The sequence below is a fragment of the Pedobacter sp. Leaf216 genome (assembly GCF_001421515.1).
In the GTDB taxonomy this organism is placed as follows: domain Bacteria; phylum Bacteroidota; class Bacteroidia; order Sphingobacteriales; family Sphingobacteriaceae; genus Pedobacter.
Genome location: NZ_LMKM01000008.1, coordinates 114,974 through 138,839, shown reverse-complemented (window position 1 = coordinate 138,839; position 23,866 = coordinate 114,974). Strand labels below are relative to the sequence as shown.

18 protein-coding genes, 1 tRNA gene and 1 pseudogene are annotated in these 23,866 nt (G+C 37.7%); 7 read left to right on the top strand and 13 right to left on the bottom strand.

Annotation, left to right across the window (positions count from 1 at the left end; translation table 11 throughout):
• The first annotated feature begins 132 nt into the window (after nt 1-132).
• Complete coding sequence (locus ASE74_RS08140) at nt 133-576, top strand: leucine-rich repeat domain-containing protein (protein ID WP_157255375.1); 444 nt, start codon at nt 133-135, stop codon at nt 574-576.
• A 174-nt stretch (nt 577-750) separates the two neighbouring features.
• Here the strand turns inward: ASE74_RS08140 and ASE74_RS25455 are convergent, their stop codons facing one another.
• The 8 genes and pseudogenes from ASE74_RS25455 to ASE74_RS08105 form a co-directional block, all read right to left on the bottom strand.
• Nucleotides 751-1,323: a hypothetical protein gene (locus ASE74_RS25455; RefSeq protein ID WP_369800143.1), complete on the bottom strand. Its 573-nt coding sequence runs from the start codon at nt 1,321-1,323 to the stop codon at nt 751-753.
• Between the two features lie 89 nt (nt 1,324-1,412).
• Nucleotides 1,413-1,913, bottom strand: a complete 501-nt coding sequence (locus tag ASE74_RS08130) for a hypothetical protein (protein WP_055906895.1) — start codon at nt 1,911-1,913, stop codon at nt 1,413-1,415.
• Nucleotides 1,914-1,987: 74 nt separating this feature from the next.
• A complete protein-coding gene (locus ASE74_RS25450; RefSeq protein WP_055906893.1) occupies nt 1,988-2,752 on the bottom strand; it encodes a site-specific integrase in 765 nt (254 codons plus the stop codon).
• Nucleotides 2,753-2,809: 57 nt separating this feature from the next.
• Nucleotides 2,810-2,860, bottom strand: a pseudogene (locus tag ASE74_RS25445) (hypothetical protein); the annotation flags it as partial.
• 17 nt (nt 2,861-2,877) lie between these two features.
• Entirely contained in the window at nt 2,878-3,366 is a 489-nt protein-coding gene (locus tag ASE74_RS25440) for an Arm DNA-binding domain-containing protein (protein ID WP_055906890.1), read from the bottom strand.
• 335 nt (nt 3,367-3,701) lie between these two features.
• A tRNA-Lys gene (locus ASE74_RS08115) sits at nt 3,702-3,774 on the bottom strand.
• A gap of 191 nt (nt 3,775-3,965) precedes the next feature.
• Nucleotides 3,966-4,664: an NUDIX domain-containing protein gene (locus tag ASE74_RS08110; RefSeq protein ID WP_055906887.1), complete on the bottom strand. Its 699-nt coding sequence runs from the start codon at nt 4,662-4,664 to the stop codon at nt 3,966-3,968.
• Between the two features lies 1 nt (nt 4,665).
• Entirely contained in the window at nt 4,666-5,337 is a 672-nt protein-coding gene (locus tag ASE74_RS08105; protein ID WP_055906884.1) for an HAD family phosphatase, read from the bottom strand.
• Between the two features lie 194 nt (nt 5,338-5,531).
• Between ASE74_RS08105 and ASE74_RS08100 the strand changes: the two genes are divergently transcribed.
• On the top strand, nt 5,532-6,695 hold the full coding sequence (locus ASE74_RS08100; RefSeq protein WP_055906880.1) for an aldose epimerase family protein: 1,164 nt from the start codon (nt 5,532-5,534) through the stop codon (nt 6,693-6,695).
• Between the two features lie 78 nt (nt 6,696-6,773).
• Here ASE74_RS08100 and ASE74_RS08095 read toward each other — a convergent pair whose 3' ends face one another.
• The 5 genes from ASE74_RS08095 to ASE74_RS08075 form a co-directional block, all read right to left on the bottom strand.
• Nucleotides 6,774-7,943, bottom strand: coding sequence for an alpha-hydroxy acid oxidase (locus tag ASE74_RS08095; RefSeq protein WP_055906875.1), 1,170 nt, complete (start codon nt 7,941-7,943; stop codon nt 6,774-6,776).
• A gap of 181 nt (nt 7,944-8,124) precedes the next feature.
• Nucleotides 8,125-8,946: an amidohydrolase gene (locus tag ASE74_RS08090; RefSeq protein WP_055906873.1), complete on the bottom strand. Its 822-nt coding sequence runs from the start codon at nt 8,944-8,946 to the stop codon at nt 8,125-8,127.
• A gap of 11 nt (nt 8,947-8,957) precedes the next feature.
• A complete protein-coding gene (locus ASE74_RS08085; protein WP_055906870.1) occupies nt 8,958-9,287 on the bottom strand; it encodes an L-rhamnose mutarotase in 330 nt (109 codons plus the stop codon).
• A 1-nt stretch (nt 9,288) separates the two neighbouring features.
• Nucleotides 9,289-10,143 carry a fumarylacetoacetate hydrolase family protein gene (locus tag ASE74_RS08080; protein WP_055906867.1) on the bottom strand — a complete coding sequence of 285 codons (855 nt, stop codon included), beginning with the start codon at nt 10,141-10,143 and terminating at the stop codon, nt 9,289-9,291.
• Nucleotides 10,144-10,175: 32 nt separating this feature from the next.
• Complete coding sequence (locus ASE74_RS08075; protein WP_055906864.1) at nt 10,176-10,940, bottom strand: SDR family NAD(P)-dependent oxidoreductase; 765 nt, start codon at nt 10,938-10,940, stop codon at nt 10,176-10,178.
• A gap of 268 nt (nt 10,941-11,208) precedes the next feature.
• Here ASE74_RS08075 and ASE74_RS08070 point away from each other — a divergent pair, with 268 nt between their 5' ends.
• From ASE74_RS08070 to ASE74_RS08050, 5 genes are all read left to right on the top strand, one after another.
• Complete coding sequence (locus ASE74_RS08070) at nt 11,209-13,944, top strand: hypothetical protein (protein WP_055906861.1); 2,736 nt, start codon at nt 11,209-11,211, stop codon at nt 13,942-13,944.
• Nucleotides 13,944-15,497, top strand: a complete 1,554-nt coding sequence (locus ASE74_RS08065; RefSeq protein ID WP_055906858.1) for a glycosyl hydrolase family 65 protein — start codon at nt 13,944-13,946, stop codon at nt 15,495-15,497. Before ASE74_RS08070 ends, ASE74_RS08065 begins: the two co-directional genes overlap by 1 nt.
• 291 nt (nt 15,498-15,788) lie before the next feature.
• Nucleotides 15,789-17,327 carry a glycoside hydrolase family 28 protein gene (locus ASE74_RS08060; RefSeq protein WP_235526035.1) on the top strand — a complete coding sequence of 513 codons (1,539 nt, stop codon included), beginning with the start codon at nt 15,789-15,791 and terminating at the stop codon, nt 17,325-17,327.
• Between the two features lies 1 nt (nt 17,328).
• Nucleotides 17,329-20,145: a glycoside hydrolase N-terminal domain-containing protein gene (locus ASE74_RS08055; protein WP_055906852.1), complete on the top strand. Its 2,817-nt coding sequence runs from the start codon at nt 17,329-17,331 to the stop codon at nt 20,143-20,145.
• 8 nt (nt 20,146-20,153) lie between these two features.
• Nucleotides 20,154-23,798, top strand: a complete 3,645-nt coding sequence (locus tag ASE74_RS08050) for a malectin domain-containing carbohydrate-binding protein (protein ID WP_082458696.1) — start codon at nt 20,154-20,156, stop codon at nt 23,796-23,798.
• The last annotated feature ends 68 nt before the right edge of the window (nt 23,799-23,866 follow it).

Below are 23,866 nucleotides of genomic sequence, written 5' to 3'. Positions count from 1 at the left end.
TTTTCATATTGCCAATTAAAATTAATAGTTTTTCTAATAGCCTCGCTGCGCTCGGTCTAGAATTCTACTTTTAACTGGTCTGAATTTGGGGAAGTGCACAGACTATTAATAACAAATAATAAAATTAGTAGATTGAAACTTGATAGTTTAAAGTTCTTGACAGACATCTATTGTGCTAAAAATGCTTTAAAAGTATTTGAAATTTCAAATATGCCAGCTCTAAAGCAAATTAGTTGTGGCTTAAATGAACTAACATACGTGAATATAAAAAATTGTCCAAATTTAGAGTCATTGAATATTATGGACAACCAACTTAATAAAATCGACCTAAGTCAATTTTATAGACTTAAGTACCTGGTATTAGACAACAATAAATTAAAGACTCTTGAATTATCGAATAACCCCGAATTAATTCAAATAACAGTTAATGGAAATGGTATTAAAGTAATTGATATTGCAAAAAACCAAAACCTTAAAATGAATATAATTTATGTTGACGAAGGTGTAAACATTATTGGTACCGAAAGCCAAATGAAGAATTATAAGAAAGTTCCGACAATTATTCAAAGTCAGTAAATTACTTAACCTGCATTACCTTATCAGATTATTTAGGAAGAAATCTAAAAGTAATTTTTGAATTTAATAAACTGCACAAGCCAATTAGATTACCCAAATTATAAGGTGCCAATTTGGTACCTTAAGATAGGTTATCACAATTCGTGATAACCTATCCCTGTTATTTGTAAAAATCTAACGACTCATCCCTCTGCCACGGTCATTTTTCTGGCTATTTTTTGCTTCCTGAAGCTTACGGTACAATTCCCTGCTTTCTAGTAGACTGGTGTATTCACGTACGGCCTTTAAAATGCTTTTCTGCACATCCTGCCATTTTAGCTTTGTGTCCATAAGTTTTACGGGAACATTAAAGTCGATATCGTTATGGTACATCAGGGATGACTTAGCGGTGTTAGGATCGACATTTGGATATTTCTGGCAGTAGTAATCCAATATTTCATCTAAAGGCATTTCCATTAACAGGTAATGCATATCGATAAAATCCTTGATCCTTTGCCCACTATTCACAATTGCATTTATCTTCATTGCCGATATATCCTGCTTGGACATCATCCTTATGCCTTCAATGGTTTCTATTGGCCTGATAGATGGATATTTGTGCGAGATAAAATCAAAATCAACTTCGCCAATGCTACCACTTACATAGTTGCCTTTGTGGCGTTTTACATCTGCGCCATAGCTGTTCCTTAAGTGTACGGCGAGTCCATCACCATCAAAGTCCGAAGAGCTGAAAAGGTCGATATCTATGGATTCTCTGTGTCAGATCCTTAAAGATAGTGCGGTACCTCCAACAAGGTAAAAAGAGTTGAGCTGATGGTCTTGCATCAGTGTCTGGATTAGATCCAGTGTCCCTGGTGTAACTGTTTCTTTGTGTAACATCTGAGTTTTTCTTTGCTCAACTGAAAATATTTGCAAACGGCCTCCATGGTCATATCAGAAAGATAGGTGATGTCTTCTTTGAGGGCTCGGATTACGTTTTCTCTACCATAAAACCTGATCATCTCTTCCCAATCCATTGTATTGCCTTTATCAAGCACGCGTTCGATAACGGTTTTGTAACTCCTGCTCCAATCCAATTTTTCGAAATCGAAGTCCCAGAACAGTACCTTTGGAAGGTCTGGTCTTCTGACCTTTTGTATCAGTGGATGTCTTTCAATTTTGATTTCATCGTTTTCGAACGGAACCTTTTTTTTGGAAAGATAGTTGTTCAATGTATGATAGTTATAGGTTGGGTAGCTGTCGCAAAATCCTTTCAGACTTGAAAACACATCGATATCCGTACTGGCAAATCTTTTCCAATGCACAACGATTACTCTTTTGTTCAATTCCTTTAACATTCAACAAATCTAATTAAAACAGGAATTAATGCCTAATATTTTTAAATATTTGTCAGTTGTTGTTTATCTATCCATTAATATTTATCATTTAGAATCGCCATATCCGCACTTACCTTTATATCCAAGACCTTTGCATATATCTGGGTAGTCCTGATATTGGTATGTCCAAGCATCTTCGATACGCTTTCCATTGGCACCCCATTAAGAAGGGTAACGGTGGTAGCGAATGTATGCCTTGCAATATGTGAGCTTAAGGGTTTATCAATTTCGCACACAGTAGCAATTTCTTTTAGATACTCATTCATCTTCTGGTTGCTCGAGACTGGCAATGCTCTGGGTTTATCAATTTCGCACACAGTAGCAATTTCTTTTAGATACTCATTCATCTTCTGGTTGCTCGAGACTGGCAATGCTCTGTCTTTGGTGATGCAATAGGGATGATCGATATATTTTTCCAATACTGCGATTGCAGGAGTCAATAGGGGAACAGCAGAACGCGTTCCCGTCTTGGTTCTRTTAATATAAACCCATTTTTTGCCATCTAAACCTGTTTTAATATTAGATAAGCTCAGCTTTTCTATGTCAGAATAAGCAAGTCCCGTGAAACAGCAAAAGTTAATATAAACCCATTTTTTGCCATCTAAACCTGTTTTAATATTAGATAAGCTCAGCTTTTCTATGTCAGAATAAGCAAGTCCCGTGAAACAGCAAAAGATAAAAACGTCCCGTACCTGACTYAGYCGCTCGGTTAAGAACTGCTTTTCTGAAATYTTAGTTAATTCATCCTCTGTAAGAAATGAACGCTCTACGTTTTTACTCTTTAGTTTGTATCCAAACATTGGATCGCTGTYWATCCATTTTAAGCTCAAAGAAATGCGYAGGATTTTACCAAGACTTTTCAGATACCTTACTGTGGTATTGTTGGCACAACCGTTTACTGACCTCAGGAAAAAATCAAAATCTCTTATAAACGCATGGTTAATATTTTATCTGTTATCTTGTATTTTTCATTCATGAAAGCGACAAGATGCCTTTCCAAGACCTGAAAGCGCTTCAAAGTACCAATGGCGTATTCACGTCCAACTARGGCTYCCATCTTTTCGTTGTGTATTTTGATCCCTTCCATCAAGGTATGCTTCCGGACTTCCCGCCCGATAAATCTGCACTTAATACCTTCGGAGGTAATAACTTCACCGGCATCGAAAAGATCCCTGTAAACCTGGTTGATCATTGACTGGAGATTGTCTAGATGTGCATTAAAGCTTCTGACATCTTCCTTCTTTCCATCCTGTCTGCCTGATTTGGTATTCCACTTTTCAGGATCGCACTCAAGCCCGCTGGTCATTTCTGCCCTTTTTCCGCCAACAGTTATTCTTAAATAAACTGGCACATGGCCGCCATGGTAGTTTTTCTGCTTTTTAAGATAAAAAAGCAGGCTAAAATTAGTTTTCATATAAACTGAATAAGGTTAACAAAATTAGCCCTGCAGTCTGAAAACGTCAAGATGTTCGATGGCCGAACGACTTGTTAAACAAGTGGTTATAAATAATTCGGTGAGTTCTTTTAGTACCTAAATTACTCACCGAATTACACACTTTTAATATGCGAATCGGTGAGTATTTTAGTTTTTCCACTAAAACAAAAAAGCTTGCAATCATTTGATTTGCAAGCTTTTACGTAGTTTTGATACTATCTTCTGTGATCCCGCTGGGATTCGAACCCAGGACCACTACATTAAAAGAATCATTTGATTTGCAAGCTTTTACGTAGTTTTGATACTATCTTCTGTGATCCCGCTGGGATTCGAACCCAGGACCACTACATTAAAAGTGTAATGCTCTACCAGCTGAGCTACGGAATCATTTCCCTTTGTTTAAGGAGGTGCAAATATAGATATTTATCTTTTTCTTGCAAATAATTTTTTAAAATGTTTGAGCTGTTTTTTGCTGTGGTTAAGATACTTACTTATAACTTGCTGATTTTAAATTTTATAGGCCATTAATTAATTTTAAAATATTTTTTATTAACCTATAAAATTCATATAAATGAGCGCTATTTGCTTGCTTTAGGGATAAAATTAAGGAAAGATTGAAACTGAGCTTTGTGTTTATTCTTATCAAGTTTAAAGTAAAAGGCTCCTCTTCTCGAACTTGATTTATCTTTTTCAGTCTGTTTAATCAATAATCCACTTGCGGTAATCTTGCGTATAAAATTCCGGTTATCTATTGGTGAGTCGTAAACCTGCTCATATAAAGCCTGAAGTTGTGGTATTGTGAAGCGTTTAGGCAAAAGTTCGAATAAAACAGGGTGGAGGGCAGCCTGATAACGGATTTTATCCATTGCCGCTTTCACCATTATGTTATGGTCAAAAATTAATTCTGGAACTTCTTTCAGCTTAAACCACTCCGCATGGTATTGATCGTTAATTTGTTTGCTGTATTTGTTAATATCAATCAGGGCAAAATAAACCACTGAAACCGTACGTTCAATAGGGTCACGGTCTGGGCGACCATAGGCATGAAGTTGTTCCAGATAAACATCATGTAAACCTGTCAATTCCAATAAAATTCTTTTTGCAGCACCGTCGAGGTCTTCCTGCTCGCCAATAAAACCGCCCATTAAACTCCATTGATCTTTAATTGGCTCAATGGCCCTTTTAATCACCAAAAGTTTCAGCTGTTCTCCGTCGTAGCCAAAAATAATGCAGTCTACTGCAACAAGAACAGGTTTTTGATTTAAATATTTTCCCATGTTAAAAAAGCGTATTTAATTTAGCGTCAGTATAATCTGTAATGTAACCTAAGATATTCGGATAACCATCAAATTCTTCGATGGTGTGGGTAGTTGTTAAAACAATGCATTGCATGCCTGCGTTTAAGGCCGATTCTACACCCTTAGGTGCATCTTCAAACACCAAACAGTCTGCGGGTTCAATATTTAAAGCCGCCGCTGCCTTCAAAAATGTTTCAGGGTCTGGTTTACTGGTTTCAACATCATCCGCACTTACGATGGCATTCATATAATGGCGGATATTAAGTCCATCTACTACAAAATCGATGTTAAAAGGTATGGCCGCAGAGCCGATTGCCATCTTAATATTGGCATTTTTCGAACGCTCCAGAAACAGGTCTAAGCCATTAATAAGTGCCAGGTGGGGCATATAACCTTGCTGATAACGCTTTTCCTTATCGGTAGAAAGCCGTACTATCTCTTCGGCGGTAAATTTATTTTTCCCAAAAACGCGTTCCAAAACCTCATGGTTTTTACCATACATTTCTTTTTTTACACTTTCGTAATCGAGCTTGGCACCCAAATCTTCCGTCATAATACCGTACCAGGCCATAGTATGGTACTCCATATCATTAATCATGGTGCCATTTAAATCAAAAAGAAAGGCTTTAGGCTTAAAATTAAAATGATGCATATTACTGCTAAAATATGTGATTTTTTTTACTGTTTAGAATCATCATTAATAATATAAGAATAATAGTTATAATCGTTACTTTGACGTTAATAATTTTTTGCTACTTTAGCTTTAACCAAAAATAAATCAATATGAAGTCGCGTGTACCCTGTAAATGAATGCAGGTTCAGGTTTGCTTCCTCAAATTTTAATCCATGAAAAAAATATTATTTAAGGCCTTGCCTTTCGCTACATTATGTTTAGCCATTGCTTTTTCTTCCTGTAATCCTAAATCTGATAAGGGAGCACAAAGCACTGCGCAAACCGATACGTTAAAATACAGCACAACCCTTGATGGAAAAAGTGTTAAGCTGTACACCTTAAAAAACAAACAGGGGGCTTCCGTTTCCATCACCAATTATGGTGGGAGGGTAGTATCACTTTTAGTGCCTGATAAAGATAATAAGTTAACTGATGTTGTTTTAGGATACGATAGCATAGGTGCTTACCGCAAAAAAGGAGAGCCGTTTTTTGGTGCATTAATCGGGAGATATGGAAACCGAATTGGCAAGGGCAAATTTACTTTGGAAGGAAAAGAATATACTTTGCAACTTAACGATGGCGTAAATACCTTACATGGCGGTACTGATGGCTTTTTCTCGAAAGTATGGGAAGCCAAACAGGTGGATAGTCAAAAACTGGAGCTTAATTACGTTTCTAATGATGGCGAAGCGGGTTACCCTGGAAAACTTGATGTTAAGGTAACCTATACCCTAACTGATGATAATGCTTTGCAGATTGATTATTTAGCAACAACTGATAAAACAACCGTTGTAAATTTAACCAACCATGCTTATTTTAACCTAAATGGAGAAGGAAACAGCACAATCCTTGATCATGAATTAACTATAGATGCCAATGCTTATACACCTGTAGATTCTACTTTAATCCCAACCGGGAAATTAACACCTGTAGCTGGAACAGCATTTGATTTTAACAAAGCTAAAACCATCGGAAAATCCATCGGAGAAAATGATCAGCAGTTAAAATTTGGCAAAGGCTACGATCATAATTTTGTATTAAACCATCACGATGGCAAAACACCTGTAGCTACCGTAAAAAGCCCGGTTACGGGTATTATCCTTGAGGTTTACACGGTAGAACCGGGTTTACAGTTTTATAGCGGAAACTTTTTAACCGGTGCAGATAAGGATGGTAAAGGTAAAAAAGCATATCCTCATCGTTCAGCTTTCTGTTTAGAAACACAGCATTTTCCTGATGCACCAAATCATCCAAATTTTGCATCAACTGTGCTTAAACCAGGCGAAACTTATAAAACAAGTACAACTTATAAGTTTTCTAAAGCATCAATTAAATAAGTTGAATATCCGTATTACTACAAAAAAAGCAAGACTTTTGGTCTTGCTTTTTTTGTTTATTTTGTTTCAAATTCAATTTTAAGGGGTTAACAACCGATCAGGAAACTGGGTAATTTTCTCAATGGTTAATTGTTGCATAATCTGGTATAGGTGAGTTTTAAACATATTAATGGTATGCTCGCCACCCTCGTTACCCAGCGCACCAACTCCATACATAAACGGCCGGCCCATAAAGTTAAATTCAGATCCAACGGCATGCGCTCTTGCTAAATCAACACCCGAACGGATACCACCATCTAACATGATCTTTAATTTTGATTTATAAAGTGGGTTGTTTGCCAATTTAATCAGTGAATTGATTGAAGATTCACCTGCATCAATTTGCCTGCCACCATGATTGGAAACAATTACGCCATCCGCACCGATCTGGATAGCAGCCTGCATATCTTCGTCAGTTGTGATTCCTTTCAGTACTAATGGCCCTTTCCAGAGATCACGAATGGCTGCAACCTTCTCAATATCTACCTTGCCGGTAAATGTTTTGTTCATAAACTGCCCAAGTTGCGACATGTCAAGGCCTTTTTCCATATAAGGCTTTAAGGTTGCAAATGATGGAATTCCGTGTTGCAGGGTTTTAATGCCCCATAGCGGGCGGGCAAAAGCCTGCAAAATATTATTGATTGACATTTTTGGTGGAATAGATAAACCACTCTTAATTTCCTTATACCGCAAACCAAATGCAGGTACATCTACCAGAACAACCAATACAGGGCATTCAACAGCCTTTAAGCGATTTAAAATATCATCTCTCAAACTATTTTCAGTAGGATGGTACAACTGAAACCATGCTTTCCCTTCGGATACTTCGGCAATTCGTTCGATACTACTGGTAGATACGGTGCTTAAAGTATAGGGAACGTCGGCTTTAGCAGCAGCTTTGGCTAAAATTTCGGGTGCATTAGGCCACATCAAACCCTGCAAGCCGATAGGAGATATCCCAAACGGAGCACTGTAACGACGGCCAAACAACTCGACCGACATATCAATTTCTCCACCAACGCGTAAGTAATTCGGTTTAAGGTAAATATTATCGAAATCGCTCTCGTTCCGCGATAAATTAAGTCCCTCATTACAACCGCCCTCCAGGTAATCAAAAGCAAATTTTGGTATTCTCGATTTTGCTTTGCTTCTTAAGTCGGCTACAGAAGGAAACTGAGGATTGTAAGGGAATGTAATCTTTTTACTCATATTTAAATATTGTATTGGTCAGATTCTATTTTAAAAAGCGAAAACTAATGTTTTATATTATGTTTTCCATCCTGCTCTATCTGCTATTTTGCAATTATCGTTTTATGTTGGCTATCATTAATCATTTGCTTACCCTCGCTAGGAATAATTGTACTTACAAACCGTAAAATACGATAGCGTATTAAACCTGATAAAAAGCTTTAGCATTATCAGTGAAAATCAATTTCCTTTCAGCTGCAGAAAATTGCGTTGCGTATTTATTAACTAGATTAAACCAATCTTCATATGGGCGGCTGATTAACATTACCGGCCAATCGCTGCCATACATTACTCTTTCAACACCGAAATGCTCAAAAATTGAGTCGAAACAATTAAAAAGTTCTTTTTCTTTCCAATTTTTCCAGTTTGCTTCTGCCAGTAAGCCAGAAACTTTGCAGCTTACATTTGGGTTTGAAGCCAAGGTTTTAATATTTGCCGACCAGGTTTGTAAATCCTGATTTTTAACATTAGGTTTACCGCAGTGATCCAATACAAATGGCTGATCAGGGATTTGATCAACCATTTTAATAATATCTGTCAATTGATCGTGGTAACACAATAAATCGTAGGTGTAATTGTATTTTTTCAGCAAGTTAATGCCTGCAATGAACTTTTTGTTCAGGATAAAATCACTGTTTTCAGCTTGCAGAACATGTCGCCAGCCTTTAATGGTTTTAAAATTACCCCAATAAGTTAAACGTTCTTCCAAATCAGGATTAAGCAGATCTATCCAGCCCACAATACCCTTTATAATTTCATTTTGCTCAGCCAGTCGGAGTAAAAACTGATTTTCTTCTTCGGATTGATTGGCCTGCACAGCAATACAACCTGTAATTTGAAGTTCGTTAAACGTCCTCAATAGGTTTTTTGGAGAAAAATCCTTGCGGATGGCCATCATTTCCTCGCTTATCCAGCTATCTCTAACGGGATTAAAATTCCAGAAATGTACGTGTGTATCAATCATATATAAAGAGGTTAAAGTTTAAATATCTGATCCATTAAAATCCATTTTTCTCCAGGCTTCGAACCAGGTAATGCCTGCTGGTATTTCCACATTAAATTTTCCCATTCCTGCACTTTTGGGTTAGCCAAGTCGGCTTTCGATTTTTGTTCAAAAGAAAAGCTTTCATTCACCTCCATAATCATAAATAGCCGATTGCCAAGCAGATATATTTCTAAGTTTTCAATACCCGATGAGCTGATGCTTTCTTTAATTTCAGGCCAAACCGCTTTATGATACTGCTTATACTCTTCTATAAGCTTTTCATCATTTACAAGATCGAGTGTTAAGCAGTATCTTTCCATTTTAGTTTTCACTATAAGCTTTAACGTTTTGCTTACTAGAGCCTAAACCTTCTATACCCAATTCAACCACATCACCAGCTTTTAAATACCATGGCTCGGGTTTCTGACCTAAACCTACACCAGCCGGTGTTCCTGTGGTAATTACATCGCCCGGCAAAAGCGTCATAAACTGACTGATGTAAGAAATCATAAACGGCACATTGAAAATCAGGTTCGAGGTATTGCCATCCTGCAAAGTATTGCCATTTACGGTTAACCAAAGGCGGAGGTTGTGTACATCGGCAATTTCATCCTGGGTAGCAATAAATGGTCCGATAGGAGCAAAAGTATCGCAGCTTTTTCCTTTAACCCATTGTCCGTTCCTTTCAATCTGAAACTCTCGCTCGCTATAATCATTATGCAAAACATAACCCGCAATATGATCTAAAGCATTTTCTTCAGCAACATAACTCGCTTTTTTGCCAATCACAATTGCCAATTCTACTTCCCAGTCGGTTTTTTTACTATTTTTTGGGATGGTTAAGTCATCATTTGGCCCTACAATAGCTGAAGTAGCTTTAAAGAACAAAATTGGTTCTGATGGGATAGGAGCATTGGTTTCTGCTGCGTGATCTTTATAGTTTAAGCCCACACAAATAATTTTTGAAGGACGGGCCAAAGCCGGACCAAGGCGCACACCTTTATCAACCTGAGGTAAATCAGCGGTTTGAATAGCGTTCTTTAATTTTTCCAAGCCATCACCACCAAAAAATTCTTCGTTATAATCATTAACCAAAGCAGAAACATCAAAATAGTTATCATTAAGAATTACTCCAGGTTTTTCAGCTCCGGCTTCGCCAAATCGTATTAATTTCATTATAAAATGCTTTATTGTATTTGAAAATTATATTAATTGTTTAAGGTAGTAAATCCACCATCAATCGGGTAATCGCAACCTGTAATAAACGAGGCTTCATCGCTGCATAGGTATAAAGCAAGTGCACCAACTTCTTCTGGTTTTGCCATTCTGCCAATAGGTTGTGTTTTAGAAAGTTTTTCGAACATTTCGGGGATATTATCCGGATAGTTTTTCTGTAAAAATCCATCCACAAAAGGCGTATGAACCCGCGCTGGTGAAATGGAGTTACACCTGATGTTTTCGCCAATATAATCTTTCGCCACACTCATCGTAATTGCTTTTACCGCACCTTTTGCAGCGCTGTAAACAAAACGATCCGGCAAGCCAATTAACGCAGCAATTGATGCCATATTAATAATTACACCTCCACCAGCTAAACGGATCTGCGGAATGGCTGCATGCAGGCAATTGTAAACACCTTTTACATTAACACGCATTACCCGGTCGAAATCGGCTTCATCAGTCGTATCTGCCTTGCCGATATGCGCAATACCTGCATTGTTAATCAGGATATTAATCTGGCCAATTTGTTTAAAAACTTCATGAACAGCATTGTGATCAGCAACATCACAACCATAACTAAAGGCTTCGCCACCATTTGTTTTAATTTCATCGATGGTAGCCTGCGCATGTTCAGTACCCAGCTCTATAATGTGAACCTCAGCACCTTGTTTGGCTAAAATGGTTGCTATGGCTTTTCCAATGCCGCTGCCGCCACCGGTAACAACGGCTTTTTTGTTTTTTAGTGAAAACATGTATATGCTTATAAAAATTATAATTGATTAGAATAGGATACAAATAAAATAAATAATGTTGATTAAAAATTTTATCTTCTTGCCTAAATATTAACAGATATTGTCATAACCTGTTTTGAACATGTAAACAGCTTTACCTTGCATAAATTTTACAAAGGCAATAACAAAAATTACTTATATTTGAATATTGTCTTTATATTTAAAGATAATATTTAACCAGATATTGCACCAACTTGCCTGATACAGGTGTTGTTACAGAGCCAATTGAATGAGAAATTTTCTAATTTTTATTTCCTGCTATTTTTTATCCCTATCATTTGTTTATGCTTCAAGCCGTACACAAAAAACGATTGTAATTTCTACAGAAAAGCATGTGCGTGTGCGTTTTGGTGCCGAAAAGCTATCAAAAGCATTAGCCAAATTAAAATATTCCTTTACAATTGAACAAAGAGATAAACTTGGCAAAACGGAGAACGTTATTGCGGTTGGTGTATTTTCCGACAAACTATTTGCCAGCAACCTTCCGTTGGAGATTAAGAATAAAATCTCAGTTACTAAAAAAGAGGGATTCCATATTTATAAAGGAAAAAATGGGGTGCTTTATGTAATTGGCAACGATGCATCGGGTGCTTTATATGGCTGTATTGAATTGGCCGACCAGATTGCCAGCACTGGAAAACTGCCAACGCAGATATCCCTGTCCGACCAGCCTGAAATGGTATTGAGAGGTACTTGTATCGGCTTGCAAAAACCCGATTACCTACCTGGCCATGATGTTTACGAATATCCTTACACGCCAGAAACATTCCCTTGGTTATATGATAAAGCTTTATGGATCAAATACCTGGATATGATGGTCGAAAACCGTTACAATTCGCTTTATTTATGGAACGGACATCCATTTTCGTCGCTATTGAGGTTAAAAGATTATCCATATGCAGTGGAGGTTGATGATGCCACTTTAAAAAAGAATGAAGAAATTTTTAGTTTCTTAACCACAGAAGCTGATAAACGCGGTATATGGGTGATTCAGATGTTTTACAATATTATTATTCCAAAACCATTTGCCGATAAACATGGATTAAAAACGCAGGATCGAAACCGTCCAATTATACCGTTAATTGCCGATTATACCCGTAAATCTATTGCTTCTTTTGTAGAAAAATATCCGAATGTGGGTTTAATGGTGGCCTTGGGCGAAGCAATGGAAGGTGTTGGCCAGGATGATATAGATTGGTTTACCAAAACAATAATTCCAGGAGTTAAAGATGGATTAAAAGCCGCAGGCATTATAGAAGAGCCTCCGATTGTACTACGCGCACATGATACCGATGCTCCCAGTGTAATGAAAGCCGCGCTTCCCTTATATAAAAACCTGTACACTGAAAATAAGTTTAACGGCGAAGCTTTAACAACTTACACACCGCGTGGAGCTTGGGCCGATTTAAATAGAAAATTAGCTGCTATTGGTACAGTTAACATATCTAACGTGCATATTTTAGCTAATTTGGAACCTTTTCGTTATGGTTCAGCAGATTTTATCCAAAAATCAGTTCAGGCAATGAATAAGATTTATGGCGCAAAAGGATTGCATTTATACCCGCAAGCGAGTTATTGGGATTGGCCATATTCTGCAGATGATGTAAAAGGAAGATTGTTAGAGGTAGACCGCGATTGGATTTGGTATAAGGAATGGGCAAGGTACTCGTGGAATTCGCAAAGAGAGCGTAGTCAGGAAATTAATTATTGGGGAAATGAACTGGCCAATAAGTATGGTGTTCAGTTAACCGCAGGTAAAGCCATTCTGAATGCTTACGAAGAATCTGGAGAAATATCGCCAAAGCTTTTGCGCAGATATGGCATTACAGATGGCAACCGCCAAACGCTAACCCTGGGCATGTTAATGACACAGTTGATTAACCCTTTCCGTTATGGTTTATTTACTTTAATGTACGAATCGGAAGCACCTGAAGGCGAAATGATTATTGAATACGCTGAGAAGGAGTGGAAGAAACAAGGCCATATTGGCGAAACACCAGTACAGGTAGCACGTGAAGTGGTAGCGCATGGCAAAAAAGCAATCGAATCTATTAACGAAGCTGCACCAACTGTAACAAAAGATACCGCGGAATTTAAGCGACTTAAAAACGATATTTATTGCTACGATGAAATGGCCAATTTTTATGCTGAAAAAGTTAAGGCAGCTTTATGGATACTGCGGTATAAAAATTCCAATCAGGTAACCGATTTAGAACAGGCATTACCATTTTTACAAAAAAGTGTAGATCATTATGCTAAACTGGTTAAATTAACTGAACACAGTTACCTGTATGCCAACAGTATGCAAACCAAGCAACGCAAAATCCCGATGCGTGGTGTAGATAAAACATTCATCCATTGGAGAGAAATGCTGCCTGTTTTTAGTAAAGAACTCGAACATTTTAAACATAGCATCGATTCACTTAAATCGATAAAACAAGGTACAGTTACAGCAATTGTTCCTTATAAAAATGCTGCTGTTAAAATCTTAAACGAAACTGAAAGCTATGTGATTGCAAAAGATGTACAGCTTTTTGCCGATTCAGCCATTAAAATTAAAGAAGTTGCCGAACAATTGCTGGGTTTAAAAGGAATTAAATTTTCTAAAGAAAAGCAAATTAAAATTGGTACCGAAATTAAATTTACGACAAAAACACCTGTAAAATTGTTAGTTGGCTTTTTTAACCAGAAAGATCCTCAATTTCTTGCTCCACCACAACTGGAAACTGATGCAAGTGCCAATAATTATGGTCAGTCTGAAATTAAGATATCGAATGCACTGGTAGCCAATGGTTTTCCGCCGGTAAATGTTCATGCTTATTCTTTCGCGCCAAGAACACATACCTTAAATTTAGGTAAAGGTGCTTGCCTGGTATTGGGTTTTATTGATGATAAACAAGAATTGCGGATTTTTAATGCAGGTTTGGATGGTAGAGGAAAAGATATAGACTGGTTATTTGAATAATGATGAATACAAGAAATTTTATTGCAACAGCTGCATTGTCGGTATTGACTATAGCGGGATTTGCACAGCAGAAATCAATCCTGGGCACTGATAAATTAAAGAAATATATTACCTATTTCAATTCTATCGATACAGAAGCCGTAAAAAATTATATTCCCAATGCTGAAGCTTTTACATGGATTGCTGAACAGGCACCTTTATTTGAATGCCCTGATACGGTATTGGAGCAAAATTATTACTACCGCTGGTGGACATACCGCAAGCATCTTGTTAAAACGCCTGAGGGTTTTATTTTTACGGAGTTTATCGAACCGGTTAAACATGCCGGCAAATACAATTCCATTAGTTGTGCATTAGGCCATCATATTTATGAGGGCAGGTGGTTAAAAGACAACAGTTATTTAAAAGATTATATCAAATTCTGGCTTTACCATGCCGATGTTGGTCAAACCAAACAGCGTTTCCATCAATTTAGCAGTTGGGTAGATGATGCTGTTTTTCAGAATTTCCTTGTACAACCAGATCAAGGCTTTTTGAAGGAAATTTTGCCCGCATTGGATAAAGATTACGGCAAATGGGAAGCCGAAAGGCAACTTAAAAATGGTTTATTCTGGCAGCATGATGTTAAAGATGGCATGGAAGAATCAATCAGCGGATCGAGGAAAGATCAAAACCAGCGCCCAACTATAAACAGTTACATGTATGGTAATGCCATGGCTTTAGCTAAAATTGCCAAACTTTTAGGTGATGAAACCTTGGCTGAGAAATATAGAAATAAAGCAATTGTGCTCAAAAAGTTGGTTCAGGACAGTTTGTGGAATGCTTCTGCCTCATTTTTTGAAACCAGAAAAGCCAAAGGTGGCTCATCAGAGGTTCGAGAAGCCATCGGTTTTACCCCTTGGGAGTTTAACCTGCCTGATGACCAGTCTAAATATGCAAAAGCCTGGGATCAGTTGCTTGATACTGCTGGATTTAAAGCGCCATGGGGATTAACCACCGCTGAAAGAAGAAACCCAACATTTAGAACAAGAGGTACAGGGCATAGCTGCGAATGGGATGGTGCGCTTTGGCCTTTTGCAAGCGCTCAAACGCTAAAGGGTTTGGCAAATTTGCTCACCAACTATAAAAAACATGGTAAAATGACTGCCGAAGTTTTTTATAAGGAACTACATCAGTATGCTGCATCTCATGTAAAAAATGGTAAACCTTACATTGGTGAGTACCAGGATGAAAAAACCGGGGAATGGTTAAAAGGCGATAACCCGCGGAGCAGTTTTTACAATCACTCCACCTTTAATGATTTAATGATCAATGACCTGATTGGCATAAAGCCACGTGAGGATAATGTACTTGAAATTTCACCATTAATTCCTAAGAACCAGTGGGATTGGTTTATGTTAGATCAAGTTTCTTATCATAATAAAACCCTGACTATTTTGTGGGATAAAACCGGGAAAAAATATAACAAGGGTAAGGGCTTATTGGTATTTATTGATGGTAAAGAAATTTATAAAGGCAAAGATTTGAAGCCTTTAAAAGTGCAGATAAATTAAAAGGAAAGTCTTTGGTTTGTGTCCTCACAGACCTAAATAAACAATTGAGTAAAAAGCAATAAAATCGCTGTTTTCGAAAATCCTCGTTACAAACGAGGACGATGAATGGTGAAAATGAATTAAATCGGTCGTCATTTCGACTGGAGCGAAGCGAAACGGAGAAATCTTTAAACTTTGTTTAGTAACGTTAAAAGATTTCTCCACTACGGTCGAAATGACGAAAAAACGATAAAATATAACCAAATGAAACATTACATCCATATAATCAAAACCTTATTTTTTATAATTGCAATGAGCACGTGCTTAACTACCAGCGGCCAATCTTATTATAATGTAATTAAATACGGCGCAAAAAACGACAGTAGCAAACTGGCCACAACAGCAATTAAAAATGCGATAGAAGCGGCATCAAAAGCTGGTGGTGGAACGGTTTATTTTCCTGCTGGAAAATACCTGACCGGCGCTATCCATTTAAAAAGTAACATAACTATATTGATTGATGCCGGTGCTGAATTGCATTTCAGCGATAATTTCGATGATTATTTGCCTATGGTAAAAAGCCGTTATGAAGGCGTAGATGTAACCAGTTTTTCGCCTTTGTTTTATGCCTATAAAGTAGAAAACATCTCCATTATCGGTCGTGGAATTATTGACGGGCATGGCAAAAAATGGTGGGATTTTGTAGAAGGTTATAAGGAAGGACAAGCACGTTCTAAATGGCAAACTACTTTTGACGGTTTGAATAAAGATATTATTTTGCCAGATGATCCTAAGCAGATGAAACGTGGCTTTCTTCGGCCGCCGTTTATACAACCTATGTTCTGTAAAAATGTGTTGATCGATGGCATTACGATCCGCAATTCGCCTTTCTGGACTATAAATCCAGAGTTTTGCGAAAATGTTAAGGTCCATGCAGTTACCATTAATAACCCACATTCGCCCAATACAGATGGAATTAACCCCGAATCTTGCAAAAATGTACACATTTCAGATTGCCACATCAGTGTTGGCGATGACTGCATTACCATTAAATCGGGCAAAGATGCACCTGGAAGAAAAATGGCAGTTCCGGCAGAAAATTATGTAATTACCAATTGTACTATGCTGTCTGGTCATGGTGGTGTGGTTATCGGCAGCGAAATGTCGGGTGATGTACGCAAAATAGCGATTTCCAACTGCATTTTCGATGGAACTGATCGTGGTATCCGCATTAAAACTGCTCGAGGAAGAGGTGGTGTAGTAGAAGAAATTCGTGTAAGCAATATTATTATGAAAAACATTAAAGATCAGGCAATTGTACTCGATATGCAATACGCCAAAACAAATGTTGAAGCTGTTTCTGAGCGTACACCGGTTTTCAGGAACATCCATTTTAGCAATATTACTGGTGAGGTAAATCAAGCCGCTTATTTAAATGGTTTAGAAGAAATGCCTATCGATAATATTACTTTCAATGATATTAATATGAATGCCAAAACTGGCTTTTCTATCCAAAATTCAAGTAATATTGAGTTTCATAATGTAACTGTAAATACGGAGTTGGGTGCATCATTAAAAGTGCTAAAAGCAAATAATTTAATTGTAGACGGTTTAAAAAGTAATAAACCGCATGCCAATGCTGCTGTAATTGATCTCACAAACGTGTCTGATCTGTTCCTGTATAATGCTTTCCCGACGAAAGAAACGGTTACTTATTTGAAATTAAGCGGCGCTGAGACAAAAAACATCTTCTTAGGAAACAATAATTTTAGGCGAATGAAAGAGGCCGTTATAAAGGAAAAGGAAGTAAACGGTAGCATCGAAATCATTTCAGGCGATAAAGGACAATAATATGAGGTTTAAACTTTTATTAAGTACATCATTTTTAATATTAACAGCTCACTTTGGAAGCTATGGGCAAGAAAATAACCATACTCTATGGTACAATAGAGCTGCAGAAAAGTGGACGGATGCCTTACCCATAGGCAATGGCAGGTTAGGGGCGATGATTTTTGCCGGCACTGCTGTTGATCACATCCAATTTAATGAAGAAACTTTATGGACAGGTGCGCCAAGAGATTATAACCGAAAAGGTGCCTATCAATACCTGCCGGAAATTAGAAAACTACTAGCTGAAGGAAAACAGGCTGCCGCTGAAGCTTTAGCTCAGGAACATTTTATGGGCTTGCAAAGTAGTTCGGGAGATCGAAAAGTTTGGGTAAACGATATAAAAGCAAGGAAAGGTATCATAGGAAATCCTTCACTTACAAACTTCGACGACAAACTTTGGAAAAACATTAAAGTACCAGCTTATGAAGGTTGGGAAACCGTAGGTTTAGCAAATTTAGATGGCGCAGTTTGGTTCAGAACAACATTTGATGTGCCTGAAACTTGGCTTGGAAAAGACCTCGTACTCGACCTTAACCGCATTCGCGATCAGGATTTTACTTACATTAATGGGGAAATGGTTGGTAATACAGACAATACAGAGCCACGAAAATATACCATTCCTGCAAAACTGATTAAAAAAGGCAAAAATACAATTGCTATCCAAGTTTTAAATTATTTCGATAAAGGTGGTTTGGTCGGTTATAAAGACACTTCAAAAAAAATAGGGATTTACCCTGTAGGAACTGGCATAGATCAGGGTATTTCGCTCGTAAAGGAATGGAAATATTTAATTCAGGATGAAAATCCACCTGCTGTACCGCAATATCAGGGAAGTTATCAGCCTTTTGGCGATTTAAACTTATACTTCAAACAAACAAAATCGATTGTTACAAATTACAAACGGTCTTTGGATATCAGTACAGCTGTGGCTAAAACTACTTATACTTTAAATGGTGTAAACTACCAACGAGAGTATTTTGCAAGTCAGCCAAATCAAGCTATTGTTATTCACCTGACTGCTGATAAAAAATCGGCCATCAGTTTTGATGCAGAATTATCCAGCGTTCATCGAAAATCGTCGGTTAAAACCTTGGGGAATAATGTAATTGCACTATCGGTTCAGGTAAAAGATGGTGCTTTAATGGGAGAAAGCAGATTGACTGCGGTAATTAAAAACGGATCAGTTAAAGCCATAAATGGAAAAATAAGCATCAATCAGGCAGATGAAGTAACACTTTATTTAACTGCTGGAACTAACTATATCAATGCTCAAAATGTATCTGGAAATCCTGCAACTGCGAATATTAAAGCATTAACCGGCTTAAAAGGTAAACCTTATTCTTTGATTAAGCAAAACCATATTAAAGAATACCAAAGTTACTATAACACCTTTAGCGTTAATTTTGGTCGTTCGGAGAATGAAAGTTTACCAACTGACGAAAGATTAGCCAAGTTTGGAACAACTAGCGATGCTGCTTTTGCTGCTTTATACATGCAATATGGGCGGTATTTGCTAATATCGAGCTCAAGGCCCGGTACACAAGCCGCAAACCTGCAAGGAATCTGGAATGATCTGTTAACACCACCATGGGGAAGTAAATATACCACCAATATAAATCTCGAAATGAATTATTGGCCAACAGAAATTCTCAATTTATCAGCCCTTAACGAACCTCTTTTTAGTAAAATTAGAGGATTGTCAAAAACTGGTGCTGAAACGGCTAAACAATATTACAATGCCCGTGGCTGGGTTTTACACCACAATACCGATTTATGGAACGGAACTGCACCAATTAACGCTTCAAATCATGGCATTTGGGTAAGTGGTGGTGGCTGGTTAAGTCAGCATTTGTGGGAGCATTACCAGTTTAGTAAAGATCGCAAGTTTTTAGAAACTGAGGCATATCCATTAATGAAACAAGCTGCCTTATTTTATGAAGATTTTTTGGTTAAAGATTCTAAAACGGGTTGGTTAATCAGTACACCTTCTAATTCGCCAGAAAATGGGGGTTTAGTTGCAGGGCCAACAATGGATCATCAAATCATCAGATCGCTGTTTAATAATTGTATTAAAGCATCAGAAGCACTTAACACAGATGCAGATTTTAGAAAAACATTAATCGAGAAAGTGAAACAGATTGCCCCGAATCAGATTGGTAAATACGGGCAATTGCAAGAGTGGCTTGAAGATAAAGACGATACCACTAACAAACACCGTCATGTTTCTCATTTGTGGGGTGTTTATCCCGGAAACGACATTACATGGGATGGCAATGAAAAAATGATGCAGGCAGCAAAACAATCGCTTTTGTATCGTGGAGATGATGCTACAGGTTGGAGTTTGGCTTGGAAGATCAATTTTTGGGCAAGATTTAAAGACGGCGATCATGCCATGAAATTGGTAAAAATGCTGATGAAACCAGCCAATAACGGTGCAGGTTCTTATGTAAATCTTTTTGATGCACACCCACCTTTTCAGATCGATGGAAATTTTGGAGGTGCAGCCGGAATTGCCGAAATGATAGTGCAAAGTCACCAAGGCTATCTGGATATTTTACCCGCATTAACAAGTGCCATTCCACAAGGTGAAATTAAAGGACTACGTGCCAGAGGTGGTTTTGAGCTAAATTTAACCTGGGATAGGGGACAATTAACCTCGTTAACGGTAAAATCTAGAACAGGAGGAAATTGCAAAATCCGTTACAAAAACAAAAACGCCAATATTGAGACAAAAGCAGGTGAAAGTTACCAATTGGATGGAGATTTGAAAGCGCGATGAATTCACTTATGAAAGCTAAAAGGAAGTGGAGGGATATTTCGTCAGTATCAGGTTGGTTTGAGATCTCTTTGCGAAATTTCGTAAAGATATTGGTGGAGACATGTACCTTACCCAATAGCATCCTTTTATGTCACAACGAGCCAAAACGGATTAATTTAAAGCATTTATTTTTATATGTATTCTGTATCATCACATTATATGGGTCTAATTCCCTTTATGCGCAAAATCATAGCAGAAACGACATTTTATTAAACTCCAATTGGCAAACCATTGCCGACGAAAAAAGCAGCAATACTTATGATGGTTTTCAGCAGGCCAATTATAAAACAACAGACTGGAAAACAGTAAATGTTCCGCACAACTGGGATCAATATGAGGGTTATCAACGGAAACTTCACGGCAATAAACATGGTTATGCCTGGTACCGAAGAACCTTTAAAACGATTGAAATTAAACAGAGAAAACGCTTTTTTCTGTATTTTGAAGGGGTAGGTTCTTATGCTACTGTTTGGTTAAACGGCAAAAAAGTAGGCTATCATGCTGGCGGCAGAACAACTTTTACATTAGATGTTACCACCGCGATTAAACTAAATAATCAGGAAAATATTTTGGCTATCCGCGCTGATCATCCTGCAAATATTCAGGATTTACCTTGGGTTGATGGAGGCTGTTCTACCGAACGCGGTTTTTCAGAGGGTTCGCAGCCAATGGGGATTTTTCGCCCTGTTCATTTAATTGTAACCAATGATATTCGGGTTGAACCTTTTGGCCTACACATTTGGAACGATAATAAAGTTTCAGAAAAGGCAGCTATTTTAAATCTGAGTACCACAGTTAAAAATTACAGTCCGAAGTCTAAAAATATAGCCATAATCAACAGGTTACTAGATAAAACCGGAAAACAGGTTAAAGAATTAAAGAAAGTAATAACTATCCTTAGTGGCAAAGAAATTCAGGTTGATCAGCAAACTGATGAAATAATCAATCCTAAACTTTGGTCTTTAGAAAATCCATATTTGTACACAGTTCAAACTATCATAATCGAAAACGGGAAAATTGTAGATGAGCTGAAAACACCTTACGGTATCCGCTGGATCAGTTGGCCATCCGACAGCTATCGGATTGATGATCAGGCAAACCAAAAACAGTTTTTATTAAATGGAAAGCCTGTTTTTATCAATGGCATTGCAGAATATGAGCATCTAATTGGTCAGAGCCATGCTTTTAGCAATGAGCAGATTAGTTCGAGAGTTAGGCAAATTAAGGCAGCAGGTTTTAACGCCTTTCGCGATGCACACCAACCGCATAATTTATTGTATTCTGATTATTGGGATCAGGAAGGGGTTTTGTGCTGGACACAAATGGCCGCACATATCTGGTATGATACACCAGAATTTCGAAAGAACTTTAAAGCACTATTAACCGATTGGGTAAAAGAACGCAGAAACAGTCCGGCTGTAGTGTTGTGGGGTTTGGAAAATGAAAGTACACTACCAGAAGATCTTGCTAAAGAATGTACCGAGCTGATTAGAAAATTAGATCCTACCGCTTCCTCACAAAGAAAGGTAACTACATGCAATGGTGGTAAAGGGACAGATTGGGATGTGCCTCAAAACTGGACAGGCACTTATGGCGGCAATCCGCTCGCTTATGGCGAAGATTTAAAAAGGCAGATTTTGGTTGGTGAATACGGTGCATGGAGAACAATTGATCTTCATACAACCGATGCCAATGGAAAAGGTTATACCGAAAACAAAATGACCGATTTAATGGAAACCAAAGTGCGCCTGGCCGAATCGGTAAAAGATAAAACAGCCGGTCATTTCTTTTGGTTATACAGTTCGCACGATAACCCTGGCAGGGTACAGGGCGGTGAAGGTTTGAGAGATCTTGATCGGGTAGGGCCAGTAAATTACAAGGGCATGTTTACCCCCTGGGAAGAGCCTACAGATGTGTTTTACATGTTCAGGGCAAATTATGCACCAAAACAAACTGAGCCAATGGTATACATTGTTTCACATACATGGCCAAACCGCTGGAACAAACCTGGAATTAAAGATTGTATTGTGGTGTATGCTAACTGTGATGAGGTAGAACTGTTTAATGATATAAAAGGCCAATCTTTAGGCAGAAGAAAACGTGGCGCAATAGGCACGCACTTCCAATGGAATAAGCCAGATATAAAATATAACGTATTATATGCAGTAGGTTATGTAAACGGAAAAGCAGTTGCTAAAGATCAAATTGTATTGCAAAACCTGCCTCAAAGTCCAAATTTCAATATATTAATTAATGATAAAAAATTAACCGTTCCTGCTCAGGGATATAATTATGTATATCGCGTAAACTGTGGCGGTGGCGACTATACAGATACCAATGGAAGCAAATGGTATGCTGACAGAAATTTAAGCTCATCTAACAGCTTTGGCTCAACCTCCTGGACAAAAGATTTCACGGGTATCCCTAATTTTTTTGCCAGTCAGCGGCGCACGTTCCAACCCATTGATGGTACTAAAGATTGGAAGCTTTTTCAAACTTTCAGGTATGGCAGGGATCAATTGAAATACCATTTTCCACTTCCTGATGGGGAATATCTGGTCGAACTTTATTTTATTGAACCCTGGATGGGGATTGGTGGAGGTTTTGATGCCAAAGCCATGCGTTTATTTGATGTCGCTTTTAATGGTAAAACGGTTATAAAAGATTTAGACATTTGGAAAACAACCGGAAGCAACACTTTATTGAAAAAAACGGTTAAAATAGACATAAAAGGTGGCTTTTTGGACATTAATTTCCCGCAGGTAAAAGTTGGTCAGGCAGTTATCTCAGCTATTGCGATTGCCAGTTTAAATCCGGCTATTAAACCTGCTGAACCAAGTAAATCACTTTTAGCAAAAATTAGAAATGCTGAACTTAACAGTTGGCTGGATATTGGAGATGACCAGTTTAAAGGTGAAAATTTAACATTTTCGGAACTTCCATCCAACTTATTCGGTGCCGAATGGTTAAAAGCCACCCGCGGGCAGGAAAGTATCGAATTTACCGCTACAGATAGTTTGGATGCTTTTATTGCTTTAAATATAAATAGCAGCATACCACAGGGATTCGAAGACACTAAAACTTCCCTAAAAAATAGTAAGGATGAAATATTCCATCTTTATCGCAAACGGCTTATTCCAAATGAAAGAATTATTTTTGATAATAGAACTGTAACTGTTTTCGCATTGCCAATTACCCACTTACAACCCGCTTACGATTTAAAAACCACTACCACTTACAAAGCTACCGAGGGTACTTTAGCAGGTAAGGGTGTTATTAAATCGATGCTTATGGATAAGGAACGTGTTGTTTTTAATGCTGTTGATCAGGGAAATTTAACCTGGCAGATTTCAGTTGGCGTTGCCGACACCTATTCTTTAACGATTAAATACCATAATCCATCCGAAAAGCCTTTAACAGGAAAATTAACTTTCTCTTTAGCAGATGGAACCTTGATGAAGACGGAAAATATTGAATTTGCGCCAACAAAAACCGGTAAATGGAATTATTTGAGCACCAATACAGGGAGCATGATAAATGCCGGAACATATAAACTTAAATTGATTGCCATAGATGCTAAAGGATTAGCGGTTGATGCATTGGATGTTCAATAAGATAAGATTATATAATATGTGGCCAAAATCTTATATTAATGTAGATATTTAGACATGCATATTTGTTT

Bases quoted from the DNA above. Each gene is read 5' to 3' on its own strand.
- ASE74_RS08085 (WP_055906870.1), bottom strand. From the start codon at position 9,287: ATGGAAAGATACTGCTTAACACTCGATCTTGTAAATGATGAAAAGCTT.
- ASE74_RS08075 (WP_055906864.1), bottom strand. From the start codon at position 10,940: ATGTTTTCACTAAAAAACAAAAAAGCCGTTGTTACCGGTGGCGGCAGC.
- ASE74_RS08090 (WP_055906873.1), bottom strand. From the start codon at position 8,946: ATGATTGATACACACGTACATTTCTGGAATTTTAATCCCGTTAGAGAT.
- ASE74_RS08130 (WP_055906895.1), bottom strand. From the start codon at position 1,913: ATGTTAAAGGAATTGAACAAAAGAGTAATCGTTGTGCATTGGAAAAGA.
- ASE74_RS08105 (WP_055906884.1), bottom strand. From the start codon at position 5,337: ATGCATCATTTTAATTTTAAGCCTAAAGCCTTTCTTTTTGATTTAAAT.
- ASE74_RS08080 (WP_055906867.1), bottom strand. From the start codon at position 10,143: ATGAAATTAATACGATTTGGCGAAGCCGGAGCTGAAAAACCTGGAGTA.
- ASE74_RS08110 (WP_055906887.1), bottom strand. From the start codon at position 4,664: ATGGGAAAATATTTAAATCAAAAACCTGTTCTTGTTGCAGTAGACTGC.
- ASE74_RS08065 (WP_055906858.1), top strand. From the start codon at position 13,944: ATGATGAATACAAGAAATTTTATTGCAACAGCTGCATTGTCGGTATTG.
- ASE74_RS08050 (WP_082458696.1), top strand. From the start codon at position 20,154: ATGAAAGCTAAAAGGAAGTGGAGGGATATTTCGTCAGTATCAGGTTGG.
- ASE74_RS08100 (WP_055906880.1), top strand. From the start codon at position 5,532: ATGAAAAAAATATTATTTAAGGCCTTGCCTTTCGCTACATTATGTTTA.
- ASE74_RS08055 (WP_055906852.1), top strand. From the start codon at position 17,329: ATGAGGTTTAAACTTTTATTAAGTACATCATTTTTAATATTAACAGCT.
- ASE74_RS08070 (WP_055906861.1), top strand. From the start codon at position 11,209: ATGAGAAATTTTCTAATTTTTATTTCCTGCTATTTTTTATCCCTATCA.
- ASE74_RS08095 (WP_055906875.1), bottom strand. From the start codon at position 7,943: ATGAGTAAAAAGATTACATTCCCTTACAATCCTCAGTTTCCTTCTGTA.
- ASE74_RS08060 (WP_235526035.1), top strand. From the start codon at position 15,789: ATGAGCACGTGCTTAACTACCAGCGGCCAATCTTATTATAATGTAATT.